Origin of the sequence: Coprococcus hominis (ex Arizal et al. 2022), from assembly GCF_040094675.1 — a bacterium.
Classification (GTDB): Bacteria; Bacillota; Clostridia; order Lachnospirales; family Lachnospiraceae; genus Coprococcus_C; species Coprococcus_C hominis.
Window position 1 is genome coordinate 97,344 of the sequence record NZ_JBBNHG010000024.1, and the last position, 24,532, is coordinate 121,875.

Sequence of the window (24,532 nt, forward strand, 5' to 3'; positions counted from 1 at the left end):
AAGCAAACTATACACTATTTTCGGTGGAGGTGCAAGGTTAAATTCTTTTCTATCCCATTTTTTAATCCATCTTCTGCCACATTTTTACCACACTTCTTCTATCCACTTTATGCATTCCTGCCCCATAATTTCACGTTCTCTAGCACATTCTTCCGGGAATTCTTTCTTATTAACAGCTTTATCTTGCCACAGGATTTTCACAGTTTCCAATATTGGGGAATTTTCGGATAATTCAAATATTCCCCCAAATCATTCCTTACATATTTGTCTGTCATTGGGGATTTTTTGCATATTTCGATAATTTCCCCATCATTTTTTGTACTTTCTTCCATTTTGTTGGGTGATTTTTTCTTATTTGTCATTTTCACCCAATTCCTTGCTATACCTCTACTTGTTATTGGGGGGATTTTTGATGATTACTAATATTTTAATCAATATTTGCTACAGCAAAAGAAATCATATTTATACAATATAAAAGCAGGAAGTCTCGCTATAAGACCGCCTGCCTGTTGATTATTCTTATATAGTTTTCTATATCTCGTTTTCCTTTAGAAATTTACCACTCTCATTACTTAATTATAAAATAAGCTGTATTATTTTTGATTAGAGCTTCTTCTCATCCCTCGCTTAGCTTTAATTTTACCTAAAATCCCAGAAAGATACAATGCAAGGACTATTAGAATACCACAATCTAACCCAAGACCTGCACCTGCAACTCTTTCATAGACACTTCCAGGTGTATCCAGTCCTGTAATTTCAATAATCAAAAACGCAATCATTCCTATTATCGCAATAATTGTAAGTACCAATAACCTTCCTTTTATTTTCTGATTCATCGCTTCTGAATAATCAGTTAGATTTAATACGGTTTCTTTAACTTCTTTTTCCATAATCTCGTTTTTCCTCTCTCCATTGATGATTTCAGGAATACTTACATCAAAAATTTCCGCAATGTCAACTAATAAACTAATATCCGGCATATTAGTTCCTGTTTCCCAACGTGATACGGTTCTTCCAGATACATATAGCATTTCAGCAAGTTCTTCTTGTGTAATTCCTTTCTCTTTCCGAAGTTCTTTCAAAAAACTTCCTATCTTTTTTAGGTCCATGAAAATTTCCTCCTTTCATCAACAGACTAACTTAATGAACAAATATATAACACGACATAAAACGAGAAAATGCCGTATTTTTGCTATCAGACAAATCTGTCCAGTGATATTTGCACTGTGTTTCTTATTCCATTATCATTTCTGCAGTCAGTATAAGCAATTATCTGATACTATCATAAAATCTCTGCAACACGATTGCCAACTCTTCCGGAGCTTCTATATTTGCTTCATGACCTGTTTTCATAAGTTCATGGAAGTAAGAATTGTTCAAATAATGGCAAAGTTCTTTTGAAGTTTTTTTGTTTGCCTTGTCCTTCTCTCCACAAACGATCAATACAGGACAAGACACCTTATGCAGCGAGTCACTGAAATCTAATTCAGCCATCGTGCCGCATAGGCTGATAACATCTGCTTTTTTGAAGCCCATTTTATTGAATGCCGAATTCGGCATAAGGTGAAACAACATATTCTGAACTTCCAATAATTTTTTTGGCATTTTATATTGTGCTGCAATTAATACGAGCGCCTTTACTTTATCCGGGTGGTCTATCGCATAATTAAGTGCCAAAACAGCTCCCAGAGAAAGCCCACATAAGACAATTTCTTCGTTCTCCTTGTCGCATTCTCCTGAGAATGATGAATATAACTCCTTATATGTAGCAGATTTCCCTTCTAACATCTCTGATAAACTCAGACCGACACTACTTTCCGATACTTTCGTTTCTTTTATTGTCCTATTCCAACTGTCTGGATTTTGTCCTAGTCCATGCAAATATAGATACTTCATATATTATCCTCCTTCAAACTGGAATTTTAATATTACTCGACATGATGAAAAATTTTTAATCTTTGTGCCTCATTTGCTTCAAATCCAAATTTTTCATAAAAAGGTATCTTATCTGGAACCGCACATAGCTCCACAAAAATATCTGTTCCTTTTACTCCATTGTTATTTATAAACCTTCTTAATTCATCTATTAATATTCTTCCAATACCTTTTCCCTGATATTCAGGTCTGACAACAACATCTTTAATATAATAATTAAGTCCCATATCACCATTCATTCTTGCCATAGCAACAATGCAATCTCCGTCCCATATAGAAACCCTAAATATGGTATGTTTCATTGCTAGTCTTGTTTGCTCAAGAGATGGTCCATCTCCCCATACTGTTTCCCATAATTCAATAAATTGCTCTGCTGTTAGTTCGTTGTATTTGATTTTTAAATCTAACATATATTATTTCTCTCCAATACTTTGTATATAAAATCAATCAAATTTACAAATTACGATTTATCAAGTTTCCGAATTACAATTTGCTCATAATACTGGTTATACACTTAAATAATCTTTATATTCTTTATCTAAAAGTTTCTTAAATTCATCATAATCATCCCATTTAAATGTAAAGCCGCATCTTCTACTATCTCTTTCACCATACTTGTCTGTAAAAACATTCGCATATTTTTGCGACACTTTATTATAAAAATTATCAATACTTTCAAATCCATCATTTAAACAGTAGTCTATAAATGGCAATATTTTATCACTAACATCCTCTTCTGATAGTTTCAAATCAATACATTCAAATAAATCATCTAGCATTGTTTGTCTTTTTTTAACCTTTTCTATGGTTTCATTTATGACTGGATCTAAAGTTAAAAATTCATTTTCTACAAGCCAAGCAAGATAAAAAGCAATTTCAGTGCAACAATATTTCCATATTATCTCCTCATCTTTTTCATTCAAATCTGTATCTTTTTTATTATACTGTATGCGATAATTTGCCTCTGCAATATCCCAATTCCATTCTGAATTGTACAAATAACCTCTATAAGTTTTTGCATTGTTATTAACTTTTTTATTATTCGGATTATTAAATTGTTTATAAAATTTCACGAATCCAAATACACATGTAATAATTAATAATACAAAGAGTCCACCAAACACAGCAATATCTGAAATGTTGCGATCAAATATTGTTATGAAAATAAATCCTACAATGCTTATAATTGTAATAATCCCACAACAAATCATTCCATCCTTTGAATATTTTTTTACTTTTTCTTCATTCATCTATATTTTCTCCTCGTATTTTAAAATTTCTGACTCTTCAACCTCCAATGTGCACGCAAGCATCTTTGCTTGAGGTTGCGGAGACCAAAAAAATTATATAAAACAGTATAACACAAAATAAAAGTGACATGGTGAACTAATTGAAATGCTTCTGATTTTGTAACTGCTGATTGATGTTTATACAAGTGCTGTCTACATGCTACGCATTGACTGCTGAAAAGCAGAAAAAAACCAAGCTGTCACTCATTGCCCGAGTGACAGCTTGGTTACTTGCTATCCCTGATACCTTATTCTTTCAACCAGCGTTTCCTTTTTCAGATTACTGCTTAAAACGCAGGAAAGCACAATCTGCAACAGACCGACCAAAAAAATCATAATAAAAATTGGTACGATTGGAACATGATAGATATTTATTCCAAATATTCCATTATGCTTTGCATAGGCAAAGAGCGCGTAGCCAAGTGGCAGACCAACAACAAGTGCTACACATATGGTGCCAACCGTAAAAATCAGTCCCTGCAACTGCAGGCATAAATTTAATTGTTTATTTGTCATACCCACAGCCTGTAATATACCATATTCCTGCTTTTTTGTCGTAATATTCATGATCATGGTATTCGCCATATTCATAAACCCGATGAGTCCTACAATAGCCATAAACAGATAACAGCCAAGCTTCATCATGCGGGCTGCAAATTCTGCAGATTGTAACTGCGCATGATAAGTATCCATTTTTATATGCGAAGTATTAGAAATCAATGTATTCAGATTTTGCTCCACAGATGCCACATCTTTTTTATCACAGTCCACCCACAGATAGCCATAGGCTGTTCCTCTCGGATTCATGGAACGGTATACGCCTTCCGGAATGACAAGATAAGTGTCCGCACTTACAAAGGATCCTGCAATCTTTCCCTGATAGGTATAGGTTCCACTTCCATTCTCAAAGTCAAATGCAATGGATTCACCCGGAGCATATCCATCTTGTTCCATCCACGTCGACCAGCCAAAGAAAATATCACCATTCTTTACTGCCTGATCATAGTCCATAGAGCCAATATCCCCTTCTTGACGCATAAAATCAAAATCCCTTTTACTCACAATAGTAGCCGGAAATCTTGTTCCGTTCAGATTTACAGAGACAATCTCTCTTGTCATGACATCCGTCACTCCCGGAATGCTTTTGATTTCTTCAATCAGCGAATCATTCAATGGATCATCCGTCAGAATCGTATCCAGATTATTCTCCGGATATCTTTCATCATACTCAGCAGAATAGTCAAGCTGCAGTTCAAATTGTCCATGATTAACGGAAAGACGTGCTTCATGCTCCGTGTCAATATTTCCCACATAATTAGAGATAATCACAAACAATGTGCAGGAAAGCCCCATCGTAAGGATGGTACCAATGGTTCTTTTGGGATTACCCGTTACATTTGCCATTGCCATAGAAAACACGGTAACATTTTTTCTGCCATTTCGTTTTCCTTTTCTTTGTGTTTCTGCATTTTCTAAATACCGTGTTGCTTCGATAGGCGAAATCCGTGAAACAATTTTCATTGGTTTACGCAGCGCCAAAGCAACGGTAAGAAATGATACGAAAATACATAGAAGCATAACAGGCAGGGAAAACAGTGGCACCTGCTGATTTTGGACACTCATAGAGCCAGTTCCGGTTGATACAAGTTTTCCCTGTTCTACCAGCCAGTTAAAACCGTATTTTGCAATCAGAAAGCCAAGAAGCAATCCAACCGGTATTGAAAAAATTGTCAAAAAAATGCCCTCTCTGAAGATCAGTTGTTTCATCTGCTTTTTTGTCGCTCCCAGAGCCTTGATTTTTCCATACTCCTGTATCTTGTTGGCAATACCGACCTGAAAAATATTATAAATGACCACAACAGAGAAAAGTACAATTGCAAGAATCAGCATTCCACATACCGCAATCGTTTCATAACTCGGCTGCAAGACCCATTGCAGATAGAAATCATTGATTATAACGTTTTTTTCTTCGATCCCACAAGATGCTGCAATCTGTTTTATAACCGGTTCAATATTATTCATAGATACATTTGCAGAATCATTTAAAGAAAAATAAATATTATACTGTCTGTCATTCTCTGCGATATGCTCATCGTAAAACTCCTGTGACCCGAAAGCAACATAAGATGCCTCGATGGTATACTCATCCCGGTCATATAGGATTCCGCTGACAACAAATTCTTCCGGCTTATATTCTGACCGCATCCCTGCACGGTAATCCAGTGTAACCGTATCTCCGACCTTTACATCATCATATCCCATTGCACGAAAAAATGCTCTTCCTGCGGCAATTTCCTGCGTTCCTCCCGGATACTTTCCTTCCTTTAACTCATATTCATTATTATAGGGAAGCATTTTTCTTGCAGTCTCATCCATGCAGACAAAACCACCGTTTTCGTTGCCTTTAATTATGCCTTCTGTACACATAATTCCTATTGCATCTATTTCTGCACGGCGGCTTACTTCCTTTAACTGCGAGGCATCTGCTGCGACAAACAAACCATAATTGCTTCCATATGAGCCTGCCGCCTGACTTTTCTGTAAACGGATCATTCCATTTCCCACAGTACTGATAATCACAAGCAGCATCGTAGTCAGACATATGGACATCATAATCAGTATACTTCTTGTCTTGTTCTTTTTGTCATTGCTATATGCAATCCTGCTTATTGTCTTCATCTAAAATCCACCACCTGTCCATCCTCAATTACCAGAATACGATCAGCGACCTGTGCAATTTCGTCATCATGGGTAATCATTACAATTGTCTGTCCATATTTTTTTGCTGTCATCTTAAGCAGGGCAATCACCTCATCACTGGTCTTGGAATCAAGATTTCCTGTCGGCTCATCTGCAAATATAATTTCCGGACGATTCACCAGTGCTCTTGCAATTGCTACTCTCTGTTGCTGTCCTCCGGACAACTGATTTGGCAGATTGTAAATCCTCTTTTCAATTCCCAAAGTTGCAATGATATCATTTACATACGCTTCATCCACTTTTCTTCCATCTAGCCCCAGTGGCAGTACAATATTTTCCCAGACATTAATAGATGAAACCAGATTAAATGCCTGAAAAACAAAGCCGATTTTTCTTCTGCGGAAAACAGCAAGGGCATCTTCCTTCATCCTGTATAAATCTTTCCCTGCTAAAGTAACACTGCCTTTTGTCGGGGTATCAAGCCCTCCAAGCATATGAAGTAATGTACTTTTACCGGATCCTGACTTTCCAACAATTGCGACAAATTCTCCCTGCTCAATCTGAATGTCCACCTGATTGACCGCTTTGACCTGATTCTCACCTGCGCCATAAAACTTACAAAGCTGTTTGGTTTCTAATATCACACTCATGTGTTGCCTCCTTTTCAATTCTGTAAAGCGTACCTTTTCAGCACGCTTTCTTTGCCTGTTTATATATCATTTTTCAACCTACATGCTGATTGTAGCAATATAATCTTTCATTTCACTTTCAAAAAGTGGGCAGAAGTCTTACAGAATTGTAAGATTTCTGCCCAATTAAAATTTAACCAACATATGGTAATTGGATCACAAACGTGCTTCCTTTTTTCTTTTTGCCGGAGGTTACCGTGATCATACCTCCGTGTTTTTCGATAATTTCTCTCGATAGAAATAGTCCGATTCCTGTACCACTCTTTTCCATGACCTCCCTGGAACTTCCTCTGTAAAATCGTTGAAAAATTTTGTGATACTCATTCTGCGGAATACCAATTCCCTGATCCTCAATTTCCATTCTTACAAGATCGTTTCTTTTTTGTAACCGGATAAATATTTTTGAACCACCCGGACTGTACTTGACCGCATTATCCAGAACGTTGATAAAAGCTTCACCAAGCCATCTTTTATCCTGCATAACCATGCATGTTTCCAGTTCTTTTGCATAGTCAAAAACGAATTCAATTTCTTTCTCATCCGCTTTGGGATAAGTACGGTTCACAGCAGATATGACAGTATCCATAAGCGGAAGATTTTTCTTATTCATCTGAATCAGTCCAGTTTTCATCTTGGATATTTCAAGAAGCGACTGCAATAATGTCTCCACTCCATCCAGAGCACTCCGACAACGGATACGAAACTCCTCCTGTTCTGTGGCACTTAAGTCATTCTGCATCAACACACTAAAACATGTATCCAAAGCTGCAACCGGTGTCTTTAACTGGTGAGAGATATCAGAAACCATTTCTTTCGTACTCTCTTTTTCTGCCCGCGCTTCTTCCTTTAGCAACCGAATATGATGTCCGATTGCTTCAAGCTGGTCATTCAATTTTTCCAGTTCAGCGTGATTTTCCGTTTTCAGTAAATCATCAAATTTATTTTCACGGAATCTGATCAGAATTTCTTCCAACTGGTCTAAAATTTTCTGATGACACGCATCTTCTTTTTTCTTCCAATAAAGTAAAAAAGTCAAAAAAAGCATGCATATCACAGTGCTTACAGCACCGGTCACCATAACCTGATGCCGGAATTGCAAATAACATGCATTCCCTTTATTTCCCCAGTATCCATATTGCTCCAATAATCGCCGTCCCCGTTCGTTGGTTTCAATATCTTTATCCTTAAGCAATTCTGAAACAGCATCCAGCCCGGAACATTCTTCCTTTGCAGCAATCTCTGTCATAAGATTCATTTTATATTTATAATCTTCATAAAACACATACGTGGTAAAGCAATTTAATATTGCAAACAATACTATGACAGGCAATACCAAGGAAGGCACTACTGAGATTTTCTTGCGATATCTCTTTGTCACCGCCGTACCTCCTGATTCCATATATACCCAAGACCTCTGATATTCTTTATATAGACCGGTGCAGCCGGATTGTCTTCAATTTTCTCACGGAGTCTTCTGATATTGACAGCGATTGTATTTTCATCCACAAAATCCCCTTCCAGATCAAACACATTTTCCAATATTTGTGTTTTTGAAAGAATCTGTTTCGGATTCTGAAGAAAAAAAGTCAGCATTTTCAACTCCGTTTTTGTCAGACTGATTTCACGACTCTTTATCAGGACTTTCATTTCTCCTGCGATAAATACGATATCTCCCGAAATCATCTTTCCAGCTTCCGTCTTCTCCTGTCTGCGGCGGAAATGTGCTTCTATTTTCAAAAGAAGTACCGAAAGACTAAACGGCTTTGTAATATAATCATCTGCCCCTGCTTCATATCCCATGACCTGATCCATCTCCTGATCTAGTGCTGTAAGGCAGATAATGTATGTATTATAATTGCATCTCATCCACCTTACCAATTCCAGTCCATTCCCATCCGGAAGATTCACATCACAAATGGTAACATCCACATGATTATCACTTGCAATTCTTTTCGCTTTCTTCACTGATTCTGCTGAAAATACCTCATATCCGGATTTTTTCAGTGAAAATGTAATCCCACGATTTAAATTTTCATCATCTTCAACCACGAGTATACCGGGCATAGCATATGCACCTCTCTTTATTAACTATATATTTCCATCGGTAAGCTTCGTCTATTTGTGTTGCCATGTCATTACATAATCCTTTTCTCCGGTAGCCTCATCTAAGCCACTATGCTGAATCTCAAATCCTTCTCTCTTATAAAAGGATATTGCCCGTGCGTTCTTTTGGTATACGTTCAAGAGCAACTTATTCCTTTTATCCTTTGCATAATTCCTATGCATGTTTTCCATTTCAAAACTCTTCGTCTTCATCGATTTCTTCATCCGGTTGAATCTCACAAACAAATTCAATATTTCTTTTGCCGAATACATCTGTCAGATAAGTAATCTCTTCTTCATTCATTGTAAAAAATGACCATTCATTCTCGCTGACAGTTATTTTCTCCTGTTCTGTTGTCGTCACCTCCAAGGTGATAACACTCAAACTCCCCTTCCCTGTTTCGAACAGTCTTATCATTTGTACCTTTGCCAGATCCAGCGCAGTCAACTTTCCACCATATACAGATACAAGAAAGCTCTTTGTCAAATATATTCTAAAATCATTAAACCAGAGAGCTTCCGGCTGATTACATTCTTCGTCAATCTGCTCTGCCAATGGATGTCTGTATTTTTTTATCGCACGCACCTGTATGAATACCATCGAAATTCCAATCAATATTAAGATGCCGCCGATATCCAGATTCACAAAATATCCTTCCTTGAGTATTTTTCCATAGGTAAGCTTCGTCATACGTATAGCAATAAATTTGTGATTGATATACGCACTTACGATTGTTTTTACATTCTCATCAATCACAACTTTCGTCATGCCTTCCACTCTTGCCGTACCGTTCTCTTCCACTCTCTGCTTCAAATCTACGAACTGTTCCGGTTGCATCTCTACAATATAGCTTTCCTCAGCGGTTGTTACAAGGTAATATCCTTCATATTTATTTTCCGCCAACTTCTCCGGTACCCGGATAATATCAATATATGCTGTCTGATTCGCAGGATTGGATTCTTCCTGTAATACCAGTTCAAATGGTCGGACATAATCCATCTTTCTCTTTGTCTGAATCATTCCAAATCCCACCAATAATATTCCTATCACTAAGAGGATCATTCCAATTGTCCGCCCTATTTGATTTAATTTGTATTCTTCTTTTATATGCTTATTCGTATATTTCATGTCATGTATCCTCCTACACTTGATTTTTCAGTCCGGCAAAACGGAATTATAAATACTTCATATATTGTCGCTCCTTCAAACTTCGATTGTTAAACTTAATTCATTTATTATACCTTATATCGGCAGCTTTGCATACCCATATCTTATGTCATATTTCTGCGATACAAAAGAACTAATTTATGAAAACGTGCGACAGTGTTGCGCGTTTTCATAAATCTAGCATATTAAATACAGCTATCATTCTTCATAAACTCCATATATAATACCCTCGCACCGGCTGCTTGATCAAGTTTCGCCGCTCCAGCTCATACAGCACACTGATTGTCGTCGATACACCGAGTCTTGCCTGTGCGATCACATCATCCACATGCACGGGATCTAAGCCTAGAAGGTCATATACGGTCCGTTCTGCGGCTGTCAGGTTATCCCGCGTTTCACTTTGTTTTTCAGCACTACCGGATGCAGCACCGCTAACATCATCCATATTCAGGCGTTCCTCTCCCCACAGATCAAGCAGGATATCCTTCGGTCTTGTCACGCACATCGCACCCATCTGAATCAGGTGGTTTGTACCCTCACTGAATGCATCTAATACTCTGCCCGGCAGAGCGTACACCTGTTTTCCCTGATCAAGTGCCAGATCTGCTGTAATCAGAGAACCGCTTTTCTTCTTGGCACAGGATACTAATACACCATCCGACAGTCCGCTTATGATCCGATTCCTGAGCGGAAATTGAAATGCAAGCGGCGGTACATCCAGACAATATTCGGACAGAATCAATCCACGTTCTTCGATCTGTGCAAATAACTCGATATTCTCGCGCGGATATGTGACATTGATTCCACAGCCAAGCACTGCGATCGTATAGCCGCCTGCTTCCAGACAGCCGCGATGTGCCTGACCATCGATACCCCTGGCCAGTCCACTCACAATCTGGATTCCTGCCTTCGCAAGCTCCCTCGCGAAGATACGTGTCGTTTCTTTACAGTATGTATCTGCATTGCGTGCACCCACAATCGCAACCGACTGATTATAATAATTGATGCTCTCCCGAATTTTGCCACGCGCAAATAAAATCTCCGGTTTATCGTAGATATTTGTAAGCTTCTCCGGGTATAACGGATGCCCCGGATATAAGATTCGGATGTTTCGTTCCTTTAATCGTCCGTATACTTCATCCAGATAATTTGTATTTTTGCGAAGTAAAAGCGTCTGATATTCCGCCGGTTCAAATTGCTTCGCCAGCTCCTTCTCAAGCTCCGGTACCGATTGCTCCATAGCCTGCTCGGCCGTACCGTACCGTAGAATCAGATAATATTTTACTTTTGATGATATCTCATGATTTCCATATAGCCAAAGCCTTGCCATCTCACTTCTAGTTTCCATACAGAACCTCCTTTGCAAATACATCCTGATTGCGGTAAAATGCCGCTTCCTGCAGATGTGCATTTTCAATCTCTTCACTGCCAGCCAGATCCGCGATTGTGCGGGCAAGCTTCAAGACGCGGTGCACACCTCGCACAGATAATTCCTGTTCTTCAAACAGCTGAAGCACCAGCCTTTTTCCTTCCGCAGACAACTTGATATATTCCTCCAGATTTTTTCCATCAAGCTGTGAATTAAACAACAGTCCGGTTCCGGCAAACCGATCCTTCTGCATCTGTCTTGCCTGTTCCACTCGTGCCCGGATTGTCTTCGAAGCTTCTGTTTTCTGTTTGGAGAAAAGTGCCTCCTGCTTTACGCCTTTAACCTCCATCCGGATATCGATCCGGTCAAGCAATGGTCCGCTTACCTTACTTTGATAGCGGCGGATCTGCTGTTCCGTGCAGCTGCACCTCCTATAATCCGGGTAGTTTCCACATGGACATGGATTCATCGCCGCCACAAACATAAAATCCGCTGGGAATTCATACGATGCCTGTACTCTCGATATTCGGATTCTCCGGTCTTCTAACGGCTGGCGCAGCACCTCCAACACAGGTTTGGAAAACTCCGGAAGTTCATCTAAAAACAGCACACCGTAATGCGCAAAGCTCACCTCCCCCGGTGTCGGAACCCTGCCGCCACCGATCAGTGCATATTCCGAGATCGTGTGATGTGGTGCCCGGAACGGACGCCTGTGGATCAATCCCCCTTCCGGCGGTAACATCCCTCCGACACTGTATATCTTTGTCACTTCCAGACTTTCTTCGAAGCTCATCTGCGGCAGGATCGTCGGCAGACGCTTCGCGAGCATGGATTTCCCTGCGCCGGCTGCACCGGTTAACAACACATTATGAAATCCAGCCGCAGCAATCTCCATCCCCCGCTTGATGCTTTCCTGTCCTACTACATCAGAAAAATCAATATCATACAGATATTCCGATGTATCCACAGCCGGTTTCCTGACATTCGTATTGTCATATTCTTTTATTCCCTGGATATACTCCATGGTCTCCTGCAGGCTTGAAACACCTATAACGGATATCCCTTGCACCAAAGCAGCCTCCTGCACATTTTCTTTTGGAACAATGCAGCTTGTCATACCTTCTTCTCTGGCGCAGATAACCATCGGAAGAACGCCCGGAATCGCTTTTATCGATCCGTCCAGGCTCAGTTCTCCGAGCACCAACGTCTGTTCCATCGGTAATTCTGCTGTTACGCCAAGTGACAGCAGCACGGCTGTTGCAATCGCAAGGTCATATCCGGAACCATCTTTTCTCATATCTGCCGGGGATAAATTGATTGTGATGCGCTTCGGTGGCAAATGAAAGCCTGAATTCTTAAGCGCAGTCCGCACGCGTTCCGATGACTCCCTGACAGACGATGACAGATATCCAACCATGGTAAATACAGGCAGACCATCATTCACATCTGCCTCCACATCGATCATCCGTCCGTCCACACCGTGAACCGCACAGCTTTTTACTTTACTAAACATATTCGCTCCCTTCTTCTCCAAGGGCGCTGACCAAGTTTATAGTATAAAAGAAAAGAACATCTGTCAACGAACAAAGTCTGAAACTTTTGTGAACGTTGCAAATGTTCTTTTCTATGATAGGTACCACTATTTATCAATACTTATTTCTTTTTCTGTACACTGTATCCGAATTTGCCAACATAATCACCAAGCGTAAAATACTGTCCGTGGGAATATGCAATCAAATCTGTCTTATTCAGGTCAAACTTTCCTGTCTCATCCATATATTTCTCATCCGCAAGTACGGCTGTTACCTCAGCTAAGAACATATCATGGGAGCCAAGCTCAATTACCTGTGTGACCTTACACTCAATATTGACCGGGCTTTCTTCAATGACAGGTACCGACACTGTCTGTGCCTTGCCCTTCGTCATCTTCATCTCCGCGAATTTATCTACATCTCTGCCTGATTTCACACCACAATAATCCATCGCATAGCACAGATCCTTCGTCACTAAATTGATGACGAACTCTCCGTTTTTCGTAAGTAATTCATGTGAATATCTTGACTTTCGTACAGAGATCGATACCATCGGTGGATCGGAATTGATGGTTCCCGTCCATGCGATCGTGATAATGTCATCGATTCCATTTCCATCACCGGTTGTCACCATAACCGCCGGTACCGGATACAACATATTTCCCGGTTTCCAAACCTGTTTTGCCATTTTCTGCCTCCTGTTTTTTTATCTATTCAGGTAAATCAAAATACAATCATTCCGTTATTCCAGCAGACTCCGGATCTCCTGCATCTTGTAGTCCATCGCCGTAATCGTATCCGCGCACTTTTTTAACTCCTTCGCAATAATCTCCGGATGCTTCAGATTGTCCTTCTTATACTTGAGCTTATGATCAAGACTCGCCCAGAAATCCATCGCGATTGTCCGAAACTGCACTTCGACTTTCATATATTTTTTCTCATTTGACAAGAAAATCGGAATCTCCACAATCAGATGCAGACTTCGGTATCCGTTTGGCTTTGGATTCCGTATGTAATCCTTCACACATACAACCCGGATATCGTCCTGTTTTGTCAAAAGCTCTGATACCGTATATATATCCTCCGGGAACGAACAGATCACACGTACACCTGCGATATCCGTCAGGTTCTCCTCGATATTTTCTATCGAGATTTCCAGACCTTTTCGTTTCATCTTCTCCACGATGCTGAGTGGTTTTTTCAATCTGCACCGGATTGACTCAAACGGATTTCGATTATACTGTGATGCAAACTCAGTATTCAACACCTTCAGCTTTGTCTCAATCTCCATCAACGCACACTCATAGTGCATCATAGATTCTATAAATGGCTGCATCGTCTGCAGCACCTTTTCCGGGTTGTCGGAGTTCATCAGAAGCTCCATACTCATATCTGTACTCCCGTTCATGTTACACACCTCTATTCTTACGAATCGTTTTCATAAATAATTCCTTTAATTTCCGGTCATAATCTCTGCCGATCTTATTCAGTGCTTCATGGCTGACAAATCCACCTGCCATCGCAGCATGTCCACCACCGGAACCAATTCCATCCAACGCCTGATAGATTAGTTTTCCTGCATCCACATCTGCCCGCTCACTGCGCACAGAGAATTTAATGCCATCCGAATTGATAGAGTAGACAACGGCTACATCGACCACATCCAAGGACAAAATAAAATCCGATATGATCGCAACAAGGGAATTCGGGCACTCAAATGGAATGTAGGTGAATCCAACATAATCAAACACTTCGATATGCTCGATTGCCGCACCATACGCCTTCAGATCCTGAAATTCTATCGTGGAATTATACATACTGTTCAGTTTTTCCGTACTGATATAATCGAACAGATATGCCATCATATCCATATCAAACGCGGTTGTTCCACGCACAAAATCTGCCGTATCCATCTTGATTCCATAAGCAAGTGCGGTCGCAACATCCTCATCCATCGGCACACCGCTTGTCTGAAAATACGACGCAACAATGCTGGCACAGGCACCAACAATACGGATATCCTCGAACTTGTAATCCTCTGTCTTCACAAACACCGGATGATGATCGACACATGCCACCTCATTGCCCAGAAGATCTGTCGTATTTGCATTCGGTTTCTGACAATCGACATGCACGATATAGTCCTCCGCCTGCATGTCCGGGATGTCATCATACGAATAAATCTCGATGCCAAACGTATCCATCATCTTTCTTGTATTAAACCGGTCAATACTGCCGACATAACAGATGGTCGATGTAATTCCATAATATTCCAGATATCGCTTCAAGCCAAATGCACTCGATATCGCATCCGGGTCCGGGAAATTATGTGTCTGTAAATATACCTTATGTCCTCTCAGAAGTTCAATCAACGCCTTCTGTTTTTCTTCTGCCACTTGCGCCTCCTGTTAACAATCAAAGCACAGCAATACATACGCTAAGATAAGCATTGCCGTCACTAAAACAAACTCGCAAAACCCACTGACAAAATACGAAAGTATCATGCCAATCGCCATAAATAAAATCGAATATCCAAATAATGCCTTCAATGCCGCCTCTTCATCATATTTGTTCTACTACATACTATGAGACAAACGGAGTGAAAAGACGTAATTTCGTTCAAATCCTAGTTATTCTCACTTGCCTGATCAATCGCTTCTTTGATTTCTGGGCTGTCAATATCCACATCTGCTTTCTTACCCATGGCTGTTGCAATCTTATCGACAACCTCTGGAATCATGTCGATCACCTTGCTTACCGTGTCACCCTGCTTGACTGGAATCATCTTCGCATGTCCGTTCTGGATCACAAGTACCGCAGTTGGAGACATCTTACCGCCCATTCCGCCTCCAGCAGAGTTGGAACCGCCGTTTTTGCCAAATGCACCGGCAGCTACACCAAAATTCACATCCACCAATGGTAAAATAATTGTATCGCCTACCTTCGTTGGCTCGCCAACAACTGTCTTCGTTGTAAGCAGGGAATCCATCCCCTGAAATAAAGAACCAACTGTCTGATTAAAATCATTTGCCATCACTCATTACCTCCAATTTCTATATTATCTTACTGATTCATTACTTTCTTTGCAACTTTTAGTGTCCTCCAGATATTGATATTCAAGACAATCCGGAGCAGATATCCAAGCCGGATTCGGCCTTTCAGCTTCACATCCAGTTCCAACACCTTCTGTTCAAAATCCGGCTGCATTGACAGCCCTTTTTGATATACAAACGGCAGTAAGCTCAAATATCCGGTCACCTGCCCGGTCTTGTATGGCTCATCCATGCCGTAATGCACATAGCCCTTTACCTTGCGTGGCAAAATATGTTTCAATGTCCGCGGAATATATTTTTTCAGATATTCACGTGTCTTTACCGTACACGACAGATTCCAGAACTTCTGCAATCGCCGGAGCTTTTTCTTCGCAGTCGCTGTCTTTTTCTCGATCTTGTCAGTCACACGCTCTGCGACCTTTCCTGGTGTGTGATTTATCACAAATGTCCAGACTTTCTTAATCTTCTCCCACACCTTCCGGCACAATATCTTCAATCTGCCCGATTGCTTCTTTTCTTCTTCCGACAGATCGTCCGGTTCGTCCAGATCAAAGATTTCATGCTCTGGTGCTTCCTCTGTCTTTGTTTCTATATCATCCTCATTTATGTCTGTCTCTGGAAGTGGTATCGTCGGAATCTCTGTAATAGTCCCATCTGACTCATCCGTTTTCTCCGATTCACTTATTATCTTCTGTGAACTATTTTCTATACTATCCTTTCGCTTTACCGGCTTCTCACAGATTGCATCATCGTCCTCATCCACGTCGATATCATCCCACGCGTCGTCGAATCCCTCATCAGCGAGATGTTCCACCTCACGCTCTGCTTCTTCTGCCTTCTTCTTTCCAAGCCTAAACCATAACAGCCGTATCTCCTGTTTCAGTTTATCCTTCTCCCGGCTCTGGTCATACAACACCCGGACACTTAAGATCAGATACCGTACCTTTGCTTTTGCCTGTAATGTCTTCCCACCCTGATACGAGATATCTGCCTGATACCGGATCGGGCAAAATAAAATCAGCATCACAAGCAAGAGAAGCAATCCTATGATACCAAGGAGGATCCATCCGATTATTTTTAAAATAAGTAACAATACATGCAGCATTCCTTACCTTACTCCTACCTGTGGTTCTTTCACTTCAATCAAAAGAAAAAATCCTCTACCTTCCATTCTTCCCCGGTTTCATCATACATATCCTGTATGATCTGCAATACGAGCTGTTCTGCCACTTCTTTGCCTCTTGCAAAGCCGACAACCCGTATCCGGGAATCTATCTTCCTGTATGGTTTTTGTAACAACTGATTATATGGATAAATCTCCAGCAATCCATCCTGCAATAACGGCAACACGATCACATACAGATTCCTGACAGGCTTATGCCGCCTGATCCTTTTCCTGATCCGTGCCTGTTTTCGCTCTGTAAGATTGTATGTATAACATTTATCAGCAAAAATCACGATTACTCCTCTATCATCTCTGAAATCAGCTTATTACATGCCATAAGTTCGCTGTCATCCTTACAATTCTCAATTACATAATCAAAATAATCCCGGATCTCCTGTTGTGTATTCATGAAGATCGGCATTGCAGCAAGAAGCTTACACATCATACTACGGTAAACCGGTCTCTTCACACTCGAAAACAAATCGCCAAGTTCCTTTACAAGTGCTTCCTTCTTTGCTGTGATATACGCATGATCTGCGGTTTCTGTCTTTCTAGAAACCTTGTCAAGATCAATAAACAAGCTTGTAGAAAGCAGCTTGCTTACCTTATCCAGACGGTCAAATGTCTCTGTCAGTGCAAGGCTTTCAATCTGCTCGGCTTTTCCAACGCGAATCTCATCCAGCACTGCTTCCAATATCACGATAGATTCATACACGCGCTCCTGCACACCTTCGATTGTGAAAAACTCATCCATCACCTCATCCGGTAACTGATCGATCGTCTCTGCCTTTACACACGCCTTGATAATGCGAAGTGCTGCTGCATACCCCGGTACATCTTCTTCGTTCTTCTCATATGCTGCATCAATCGTAAGTAGGATCGTATACACATCATTTATGACTTCCTGTAACAGCATAAACGCTGACACTTCGTTGTTGATGATCGTCGCAGCCTGATTCAGACGCTTCGTCAAATCTTCAAACTCCGGCAGCGTGAGTGCCGCATAATCAGCCTCTGCAAGATCGGTATAAACATGATATAAAAATGGATACTCCGTCTCAAATCCCTTTGGCTTCTTCAAAAGCACTGCACTGCGCAGCATATCAACAAACTCATCCACAGAGGTTGTCTCGCCCTCCTCATAGATATTGAGTGTTGAATTGACAATATCATAAAACTTATTCTTCGTCATACGAACCGGAAGCTGCGCCATCAGAAGCTGTAATTTACTGTTTATAACAACCGTATCATTCTCTGCAAATACATAGGCAAACATCTTCTCAGAAAGCCCTTTTGCATCAACCGGTGCCACTTCATCACGCACGGCAGCCTCCACACGGTTTAACACATACTCATAAATCTCATATGCATCCGTGTAAGCGGTCAGAATATGCATCTTATATTCTACATTGCTACGAAGCTGTGCGATTGCTTCCATAGAATCTTCGTCCACTGCCTCGCGCTTAACCAGATGACGGTCTAACAAGCCTGTCAGAAGTGCAAAATATTTGCAGACATCCGTGTTCTTGTCATCCTGCTCATCACAGACTTCCTTCATCGTGTAATAATTCATGCTTCCTTTTACAGTCGCATAGCAGTTATACTGTCTTCCAAGCAGTTCTGCATATTCTGGAAGTTTCTTGTCTAAGTCTTTGTCTCTCTGTATATCTGTCACTAATTTCTTACATGTTGCTATCATTATATCAGTCTCCTATTTCACATGCTCATGCGTAAATAAATGTTCGTTACAATACTCATAATTTCCGTTACATTTTGAGCAGAACCGAAACTCCAGATCATCGCCATCCCGCTCCGTTCTTCCACAGATTGCACATTTGTGCTTCGTGATGTTCGATGGATATCCCATCTGCTGTGCCTTGTGACGCCGGTCTGCCTCCCCATTTACCTGGCGGGACAGATTCTCCACACGACGGTCGTAATCCCGTTTCCTTCGTTTCGCTGCCGCCTTGCTGTTCGAGCTCCGCATGCCAACACCCCGTCCCATGATCAGGTAAAAGATGAAGAAATTCACCAGATACGCAATGATGGAACCACGGTTCAACGCGGTTGTCCGCATAAACTCAAATGCCATCAGCCCCATATCAATGACCGCAATCCAGACCGCGCGGATCGGAATGAAGAACATAAACAGCACACGCGCATCCGAATACATCAGTGCAAATGCCAAAAACAACCCATAGTCAAAGAAATACATTGCCAGAATTCCCACATCCATCATTCCAAGAATGGAACCGGACGCATAGTAATAGATACTGATACCAAGCATAATCACTGTATTCCAGAACCATGCCCCCAATATATACAGATTAAACATAAACGTTCCCATTGCCTGTTCAATCTGCTGTCCAAACAGAACCAAAATAAAGATCATCAGTATCCCAACAAAATCCAGATCTCCCGGTGGTGAAAATACCCATGTGAATAGCCTCCAGAACTGGTGCTGTTCCATAATCGCATACGGGGAAAAAACAAGCTTGTATGCAAATGATGGTACAAACGCCCATAATATATATGAGATTGCCATCACAACTGCGATCTTGATCGGGAGATTTCGAATTGCAAATTTACCAAATTTTTTCTCTAACTTCACAAAAAAACTCAAATTAAATTTTCCTCACTTTCACTTTGCATATCAATTCGATATTATACCCTATATACATAAAAAAAGCAATCGCCACGCGCGGATTCTCCGTCTGTGGCAATCACTTTTCTCATACACTTCTATCCCATTTTCACCAATCTGTTTCTATGACTGTTTTTCTTTCTCCGGCGGAATCCGGATGATTGTTCCAAGTGGCACCCGCAGATCGTAAAGCTCCCGGTTATACTGCATCAGATCCGCAATATCCGTATCAAATTCCCCGACTAAGCTTCCTAGTGTCTCTCCAACCTTCGCCGTATAATAACGCCTCTCTTCTTCCTCATACACCTCTGTCGGAATACAGATTTCATCTCCTGGCTGCAGATTATAGACATTGACATATGGATTCTCTTTCAGGATATCAATCAGGCGGACACCATACATTTTTGATAATTTGTACAGCGTATCTCCGGCAACGACTTTGTGTACGGTTCCCTTGCATTCATGCTCCATAGCGCATATCTCCATACTCATTTCTGATTATTTTATTCTTAATAGGAAGAAAATGTTCACAATTTTTCTGTTGAAATTCATGATTCTTTCCTATATAATGTCAGATGTCGAAAAATACAGAAATATGAAATGGGAAATAGTAAAAGAGGTAATTATTAAATGAAGAGATTAGGAATCGATATTGGTTCGACCACAGTCAAGGTTGCTGTGATTGACGAAGAACATAACATATTATTTTCGGAATACAAGCGTCACTTTGCAAATATCAAAGAGACATTAAAGGAGCTTGTAGAACATGCCAGCAAGGAGCTTGGAAATGTTGAAGTTGCTCCTACGATCACCGGTTCCGGTGGACTTGCATTGGCACAGGTCATCGGGATTCCGTTTGAGCAGGAGGTTGTCTGTGTATCAGAAGCTCTGACTGACTATGCTCCACAGACGGATGTTGCGATCGAGCTTGGCGGCGAGGATGCCAAGATCATCTATTTTACAAACGGTGTGGAACAGCGTATGAACGGTGTATGTGCCGGCGGTACCGGTTCCTTTATCGACCAGATGGCATCCCTGCTCCAGACAGACGCTTCCGGACTGAATACATACGCGAAGGACTATGACACAATCTACCCGATTGCAGCACGTTGTGGTGTATTCGCAAAGACTGATATCCAGCCACTCATCAACGAAGGTGCAACGAAGCCAAACCTTGCAGCATCTATCTTCCAGGCGGTTGTCAACCAGACGATCAGTGGTCTTGCCTGTGGTAAGCCAATCAAGGGAAATGTTGCATTTTTAGGTGGTCCTCTCCACTTCCTCGACCAGCTCAAGGAAGCGTTCGTGCGGACACTGAACCTGACGCCGGAGCATATTATCGCACCGGGACATTCGCATCTGTTCGCGGCTGTCGGTGCAGCACTTCAGGCAAAGGAAGAGACACACTATACATTGGATGAGATCAGCGGAAAGCTCACAGCCGACCTTAAGATTGCTGTGGATGTAGACCGTCTTCCACCGCTGTTTGCATCGCAGGAAGACTACGACGCTTTCATCAAAAAGCAGGAGAAAAATAAAGTATTACGTTCCGACCTTGCCACCTACAAGGGGAAATGTTTCCTCGGTGTCGACGCCGGTTCCACAACAACAAAAGTCGCACTGGTTGCCGAGGATGGCAGTCTGCTCTATGATTTTTACAGCAGCAACGATGGTAGTCCTCTTCGGACAACCCTGCGTGCCATGAAAGATATCTATACAAAACTCCCGGATGGCGTGGAGATTGTAGCCGGCTGCTCTACCGGATATGGAGAAGCCTTAATTAAGTCTGCTCTCATGCTCGACTATGGTGAGGTAGAAACAATCGCCCACTACACTGCCGCTGCATTCTTTGATCCGGACGTAGACTGTATCTTAGATATTGGTGGTCAGGATATGAAATGTATTAAGATCAAGAATGAAGTCGTCGACAATGTCATGCTGAACGAAGCATGTTCCTCCGGCTGTGGCTCTTTCATCGAGACATTTGCCAAGTCATTAAATTATGATGTGAAGGATTTCGCGAAAATCGCGCTTTTTGCCGAAAGCCCGATTGATCTCGGAAGCCGTTGTACTGTATTTATGAATTCCAAAGTAAAACAGGCACAGAAGGAAGGCGCAAGCGTCGCAGATATCTCTGCAGGTCTTGCTTATTCCGTTATTAAGAACGCCCTTTTGAAGGTAATCAAGCTGACCGATCCGAAGTCACTTGGCAAAAATATCGTCGTACAGGGCGGAACCTTCTATAACGATGCGGTTCTTCGAAGCTTCGAGCTTATCTCCGGCAGGGAAGCAATCCGTCCGGACATCGCCGGTATCATGGGAGCCTTCGGTGCAGCCCTGATTGCGAGAGACCGTTACGAGGAAGGTGACCAGACGACCATGCTCTCCAAGGAAGCAATGGAAGCACTCACCTACGAGACGAAGATGGCGCGTTGTAAGGGATGTACGAACAACTGTCTCCTTACAATCAACCGTTTCACAGGCGGAAGACAGTTCATCACGGGTAACCGTTGTGAACGCGGTCTTGGTTTAAAGAAAAACCAGCACAACATGCCGAACTTATTTGAATACAAATTTAATCGTTTGTTCTCCTACGAGCCACTGACCGAAAGCGAAGCGTACCGTGGCATCATCGGTATTCCACGTGTCCTGAATATGTATGAGAACTATCCGTTCTGGTTTACATTTCTGACCAAGCTCGGCTACCGGGTACTGCTCTCTCCGAAATCATCGAGAGACATCTATACCCTTGGTATCGAGTCTATCCCAAGTGAGTCGGAATGTTATCCAGCAAAGATCTCGCATGGTCATGTTATGTGGCTGTTGAAGCAGGGAATCAAGACAATTTTCTATCCTTGTATTCCTTACGAGCGTAACGAGACACCGGATGCAAACAACCACTACAACTGCCCGATTGTCACAAGCTACGCAGAGAATATCAAGAACAACATGGAAGAGGTTTCCGCACCGGATGTCACCTACATCCGTCCGTTCCTTGCACTTGATAATAAAGATGCACTAAAGGATCGTCTGCTGCGTGAATTCTCGAAATATACAAACGTCACAAAGGAAGAAATAAACGAAGCGGTTGAGGCTGCTTATGCAGAGGCAGATGCAGTCAAAGCGGACATTCAGAAAAAGGGTGAAGAGACGATCGCTTATCTGGAGAAGACCGATAAACTCGGTATCGTGCTTGCCGGTCGTCCATACCATCTGGATCCGGAGATCAACCACGGACTTCCGGAGCTTATTAACTCGTATGATATCGCTGTTTTAACAGAAGACTCTGTTGCACATCTTGGCAAAGTAGAGCGTCCTTTGATCGTATCCGATCAGTGGATGTACCACTCCCGTCTGTACAAGGCTGCAAACTACGTCAAATCAAGCAGGAATCTGGAGCTGATCCAGTTAAATTCCTTCGGCTGTGGTCTGGATGCCGTTACGACCGACTGTGTCAACGATATCCTGACAAACTCCGGTAAGATCTATACCGTATTAAAGATTGATGAAGTCAGCAACTTAGGTGCGGCACGTATCCGTATCCGTTCGCTGATCAGTGCAGTCAATGTCAGAAGAAAGCATAATTTTACACCATGCCCGATGCCAAGTAATTATAACCGTGTAGAATTCACAACAGATATGAAGGATTATACTGTATTGGTACCACAGCTCTCCCCAATTCATTTCAATGTATTGGCTCCGGCGATGCGCCATATGGGATTAAATATTGAGATTCTTCCGGATGCAACAAAAGAAGTCATTGATACCGGCTTAAAATATGTAAACAACGATGCCTGCTATCCTTCTTTGATCGTTGTAGGTCAGATGATGCATGCCATCACATCCGGCAAATATGACATCAATAAACTGGCACTTATTATGACACAGACCGGCGGTGGCTGCCGTGCAACAAACTACGTTGGCTTTATCCGTCGTGCACTTGCAAAGGCCGGCTACCCACAGATTCCGGTGATTGCCCTCTCCGTACAGGGCTTTGAGAATAACTCCGGTTTCGTATGGAATATGAAGACGGTCAAATGCGCGATGCAGGCGCTCGCAATCGGAGATCTGTTCATGCGCGTTGTCTACCAGACTCGTCCATACGAGAAGGTAAAGGGATCTGTCAATAAGCTGCACCGCAAATGGGAACATGCAGCCATCCGTTGCATGGAAAATGGCGGTCGCGGATTCAGTAAACTGGTACATGATATCGTCAAAGACTTCGACAACGTGCCTTTGAATGAAAATATAAAGAAGCCACGTGTTGGTATCGTTGGCGAGATTCTTGTTAAGTTCCTCCCATCTGCCAACAACCACTTGGTAGAGCTTCTGGAGGCAGAAGGAGCCGAAGCGGTTATGCCGGATCTGCTGGACTTCTTCCAGTACTGCTTCTACAACAACAATTACAAATACGAATATCTTGGCAAGACGAAGAAATCTGCAAGAAACGGTAACCTCGGTATCGCTGCACTCGAAGCTCTGCGCCACCCGGTAGTCAGTGCCTTAAAGAAGAGTAAGCGGTTCCATCCACCTGTACATATTAAGACCTTGGCAGAATATGCCCGCCCGATTGTATCCATCGGTAACCAGACCGGTGAAGGCTGGTTTCTGACCGGTGAGATGATTGAGCTTATAAAGAGTGGTGCCAGCAACATTGTATGCTGCCAGCCATTTGCCTGTCTTCCAAACCACATTGTCGGTAAGGGTGTTATCAAATCCCTGCGTCATGCATATCCGGATGCCAACATCGTCGCAATCGACTATGATCCGGGTGCTTCTGAAGTCAATCAGGTAAACCGTATCAAGCTGATGCTTGCAACGGCAAGAAAGAACATGGAAGAAAACGATAACAAATAAAGCAACAAAAAAGAAACGGTTTTCAAAT

Annotated in this window: 24 protein-coding genes; 1 reads left to right on the plus strand and 23 read right to left on the minus strand. The window is 41.8% G+C overall.

The window, feature by feature from the left end:
- Positions 1-197 precede the first annotated feature (197 nt).
- The 23 genes from AAAT93_RS02915 to AAAT93_RS03025 form a co-directional block, all read right to left on the minus strand.
- Positions 198-362: a hypothetical protein gene (locus AAAT93_RS02915; protein WP_021985355.1), complete on the minus strand. Its 165-nt coding sequence runs from the start codon at positions 360-362 to the stop codon at positions 198-200.
- Between the two features lie 231 nt (positions 363-593).
- On the minus strand, positions 594-1,109 hold the full coding sequence (locus AAAT93_RS02920; protein ID WP_227572747.1) for a helix-turn-helix domain-containing protein: 516 nt from the start codon (positions 1,107-1,109) through the stop codon (positions 594-596).
- Positions 1,110-1,269: 160 nt separating this feature from the next.
- Positions 1,270-1,896 carry an alpha/beta fold hydrolase gene (locus tag AAAT93_RS02925; RefSeq protein ID WP_195540625.1) on the minus strand — a complete coding sequence of 209 codons (627 nt, stop codon included), beginning with the start codon at positions 1,894-1,896 and terminating at the stop codon, positions 1,270-1,272.
- A gap of 32 nt (positions 1,897-1,928) precedes the next feature.
- The gene (locus tag AAAT93_RS02930) at positions 1,929-2,345 is read right to left on the minus strand and encodes a GNAT family N-acetyltransferase (protein ID WP_118016915.1); all 417 of its coding nucleotides are present in this window, start codon (positions 2,343-2,345) and stop codon (positions 1,929-1,931) included.
- Between the two features lie 96 nt (positions 2,346-2,441).
- Entirely contained in the window at positions 2,442-3,185 is a 744-nt protein-coding gene (locus tag AAAT93_RS02935) for a hypothetical protein (RefSeq protein WP_227572745.1), read from the minus strand.
- 273 nt (positions 3,186-3,458) lie between these two features.
- Positions 3,459-5,903: an ABC transporter permease gene (locus tag AAAT93_RS02940; protein WP_227572743.1), complete on the minus strand. Its 2,445-nt coding sequence runs from the start codon at positions 5,901-5,903 to the stop codon at positions 3,459-3,461.
- Positions 5,900-6,574 carry an ABC transporter ATP-binding protein gene (locus AAAT93_RS02945; RefSeq protein ID WP_118371786.1) on the minus strand — a complete coding sequence of 225 codons (675 nt, stop codon included), beginning with the start codon at positions 6,572-6,574 and terminating at the stop codon, positions 5,900-5,902. Before AAAT93_RS02945 ends, AAAT93_RS02940 begins: the two co-directional genes overlap by 4 nt.
- Positions 6,575-6,746: 172 nt before the next feature.
- A complete protein-coding gene (locus AAAT93_RS02950) occupies positions 6,747-8,012 on the minus strand; it encodes a sensor histidine kinase (RefSeq protein ID WP_255669570.1) in 1,266 nt (421 codons plus the stop codon).
- Complete coding sequence (locus tag AAAT93_RS02955; protein ID WP_227572741.1) at positions 7,988-8,677, minus strand: response regulator transcription factor; 690 nt, start codon at positions 8,675-8,677, stop codon at positions 7,988-7,990. The genes AAAT93_RS02950 and AAAT93_RS02955 overlap by 25 nt, the downstream gene beginning before the upstream one ends.
- 51 nt (positions 8,678-8,728) lie before the next feature.
- Positions 8,729-8,929, minus strand: a complete 201-nt coding sequence (locus AAAT93_RS02960; protein WP_432705874.1) for a hypothetical protein — start codon at positions 8,927-8,929, stop codon at positions 8,729-8,731.
- Positions 8,910-9,845, minus strand: a complete 936-nt coding sequence (locus AAAT93_RS02965; protein ID WP_021984466.1) for a hypothetical protein — start codon at positions 9,843-9,845, stop codon at positions 8,910-8,912. The genes AAAT93_RS02960 and AAAT93_RS02965 overlap by 20 nt, the downstream gene beginning before the upstream one ends.
- A 244-nt stretch (positions 9,846-10,089) precedes the next feature.
- Positions 10,090-11,232 (minus strand): DNA-processing protein DprA, encoded by a 1,143-nt coding sequence (gene dprA / locus AAAT93_RS02970; protein WP_227572736.1) that lies wholly within the window; start codon positions 11,230-11,232, stop codon positions 10,090-10,092.
- A complete protein-coding gene (locus AAAT93_RS02975) occupies positions 11,222-12,766 on the minus strand; it encodes a YifB family Mg chelatase-like AAA ATPase (RefSeq protein ID WP_227572735.1) in 1,545 nt (514 codons plus the stop codon). The genes dprA and AAAT93_RS02975 overlap by 11 nt, the downstream gene beginning before the upstream one ends.
- Before the next feature lie 140 nt (positions 12,767-12,906).
- On the minus strand, positions 12,907-13,473 hold the full coding sequence (locus AAAT93_RS02980; protein WP_117781389.1) for a flavin reductase family protein: 567 nt from the start codon (positions 13,471-13,473) through the stop codon (positions 12,907-12,909).
- A 54-nt stretch (positions 13,474-13,527) separates the two neighbouring features.
- Positions 13,528-14,193 carry a GTP pyrophosphokinase gene (locus tag AAAT93_RS02985; protein WP_021984462.1) on the minus strand — a complete coding sequence of 222 codons (666 nt, stop codon included), beginning with the start codon at positions 14,191-14,193 and terminating at the stop codon, positions 13,528-13,530.
- 1 nt (position 14,194) lies between these two features.
- On the minus strand, positions 14,195-15,181 hold the full coding sequence (locus AAAT93_RS02990) for a DHH family phosphoesterase (RefSeq protein ID WP_021984461.1): 987 nt from the start codon (positions 15,179-15,181) through the stop codon (positions 14,195-14,197).
- A 12-nt stretch (positions 15,182-15,193) separates the two neighbouring features.
- Entirely contained in the window at positions 15,194-15,334 is a 141-nt protein-coding gene (locus tag AAAT93_RS02995; RefSeq protein ID WP_178017149.1) for a hypothetical protein, read from the minus strand.
- 77 nt (positions 15,335-15,411) lie between these two features.
- Positions 15,412-15,819, minus strand: a complete 408-nt coding sequence (locus tag AAAT93_RS03000; RefSeq protein ID WP_021984460.1) for a GerW family sporulation protein — start codon at positions 15,817-15,819, stop codon at positions 15,412-15,414.
- 29 nt (positions 15,820-15,848) lie between these two features.
- Positions 15,849-16,862, minus strand: coding sequence for a hypothetical protein (locus AAAT93_RS03005; protein ID WP_227572734.1), 1,014 nt, complete (start codon positions 16,860-16,862; stop codon positions 15,849-15,851).
- 119 nt (positions 16,863-16,981) lie between these two features.
- The gene (locus AAAT93_RS03010) at positions 16,982-17,296 is read right to left on the minus strand and encodes a hypothetical protein (RefSeq protein WP_227572733.1); all 315 of its coding nucleotides are present in this window, start codon (positions 17,294-17,296) and stop codon (positions 16,982-16,984) included.
- 2 nt (positions 17,297-17,298) lie between these two features.
- Positions 17,299-18,702 (minus strand): hypothetical protein, encoded by a 1,404-nt coding sequence (locus AAAT93_RS03015; RefSeq protein ID WP_196019762.1) that lies wholly within the window; start codon positions 18,700-18,702, stop codon positions 17,299-17,301.
- Positions 18,703-18,714: 12 nt separating this feature from the next.
- Positions 18,715-19,614 (minus strand): hypothetical protein, encoded by a 900-nt coding sequence (locus AAAT93_RS03020; RefSeq protein WP_227572732.1) that lies wholly within the window; start codon positions 19,612-19,614, stop codon positions 18,715-18,717.
- A gap of 156 nt (positions 19,615-19,770) precedes the next feature.
- The gene (locus AAAT93_RS03025) at positions 19,771-20,118 is read right to left on the minus strand and encodes a LysM peptidoglycan-binding domain-containing protein (protein ID WP_181985487.1); all 348 of its coding nucleotides are present in this window, start codon (positions 20,116-20,118) and stop codon (positions 19,771-19,773) included.
- Between the two features lie 159 nt (positions 20,119-20,277).
- On the opposite strand from AAAT93_RS03025, the gene AAAT93_RS03030 reads away from it, so the two are divergent.
- Positions 20,278-24,504, plus strand: coding sequence for a 2-hydroxyacyl-CoA dehydratase (locus tag AAAT93_RS03030; protein WP_118236459.1), 4,227 nt, complete (start codon positions 20,278-20,280; stop codon positions 24,502-24,504).
- The last annotated feature ends 28 nt before the right edge of the window (positions 24,505-24,532 follow it).

Bases quoted from the DNA above. Each gene is read 5' to 3' on its own strand.
- AAAT93_RS02965 (WP_021984466.1), bottom strand. From the start codon at position 9,845: ATGAAATATACGAATAAGCATATAAAAGAAGAATACAAATTAAATCAA.
- AAAT93_RS02985 (WP_021984462.1), bottom strand. From the start codon at position 14,193: ATGAACGGGAGTACAGATATGAGTATGGAGCTTCTGATGAACTCCGAC.
- AAAT93_RS02975 (WP_227572735.1), bottom strand. From the start codon at position 12,766: ATGTTTAGTAAAGTAAAAAGCTGTGCGGTTCACGGTGTGGACGGACGG.
- AAAT93_RS03000 (WP_021984460.1), bottom strand. From the start codon at position 15,819: ATGGCAAATGATTTTAATCAGACAGTTGGTTCTTTATTTCAGGGGATG.
- AAAT93_RS03030 (WP_118236459.1), top strand. From the start codon at position 20,278: ATGAAGAGATTAGGAATCGATATTGGTTCGACCACAGTCAAGGTTGCT.
- AAAT93_RS02980 (WP_117781389.1), bottom strand. From the start codon at position 13,473: ATGGCAAAACAGGTTTGGAAACCGGGAAATATGTTGTATCCGGTACCG.
- AAAT93_RS02940 (WP_227572743.1), bottom strand. From the start codon at position 5,903: ATGAAGACAATAAGCAGGATTGCATATAGCAATGACAAAAAGAACAAG.
- AAAT93_RS02945 (WP_118371786.1), bottom strand. From the start codon at position 6,574: ATGAGTGTGATATTAGAAACCAAACAGCTTTGTAAGTTTTATGGCGCA.
- dprA (WP_227572736.1), bottom strand. From the start codon at position 11,232: ATGGAAACTAGAAGTGAGATGGCAAGGCTTTGGCTATATGGAAATCAT.
- AAAT93_RS02960 (WP_432705874.1), bottom strand. From the start codon at position 8,929: ATGAAGACGAAGAGTTTTGAAATGGAAAACATGCATAGGAATTATGCA.
- AAAT93_RS02915 (WP_021985355.1), bottom strand. From the start codon at position 362: ATGACAAATAAGAAAAAATCACCCAACAAAATGGAAGAAAGTACAAAA.
- AAAT93_RS02935 (WP_227572745.1), bottom strand. From the start codon at position 3,185: ATGAATGAAGAAAAAGTAAAAAAATATTCAAAGGATGGAATGATTTGT.
- AAAT93_RS02955 (WP_227572741.1), bottom strand. From the start codon at position 8,677: ATGCCCGGTATACTCGTGGTTGAAGATGATGAAAATTTAAATCGTGGG.
- AAAT93_RS03015 (WP_196019762.1), bottom strand. From the start codon at position 18,702: ATGATAGCAACATGTAAGAAATTAGTGACAGATATACAGAGAGACAAA.
- AAAT93_RS02925 (WP_195540625.1), bottom strand. From the start codon at position 1,896: ATGAAGTATCTATATTTGCATGGACTAGGACAAAATCCAGACAGTTGG.
- AAAT93_RS02950 (WP_255669570.1), bottom strand. From the start codon at position 8,012: ATGGAATCAGGAGGTACGGCGGTGACAAAGAGATATCGCAAGAAAATC.
- AAAT93_RS03025 (WP_181985487.1), bottom strand. From the start codon at position 20,118: ATGGAGCATGAATGCAAGGGAACCGTACACAAAGTCGTTGCCGGAGAT.
- AAAT93_RS03005 (WP_227572734.1), bottom strand. From the start codon at position 16,862: ATGCTGATTTTATTTTGCCCGATCCGGTATCAGGCAGATATCTCGTAT.
- AAAT93_RS02920 (WP_227572747.1), bottom strand. From the start codon at position 1,109: ATGGACCTAAAAAAGATAGGAAGTTTTTTGAAAGAACTTCGGAAAGAG.
- AAAT93_RS02930 (WP_118016915.1), bottom strand. From the start codon at position 2,345: ATGTTAGATTTAAAAATCAAATACAACGAACTAACAGCAGAGCAATTT.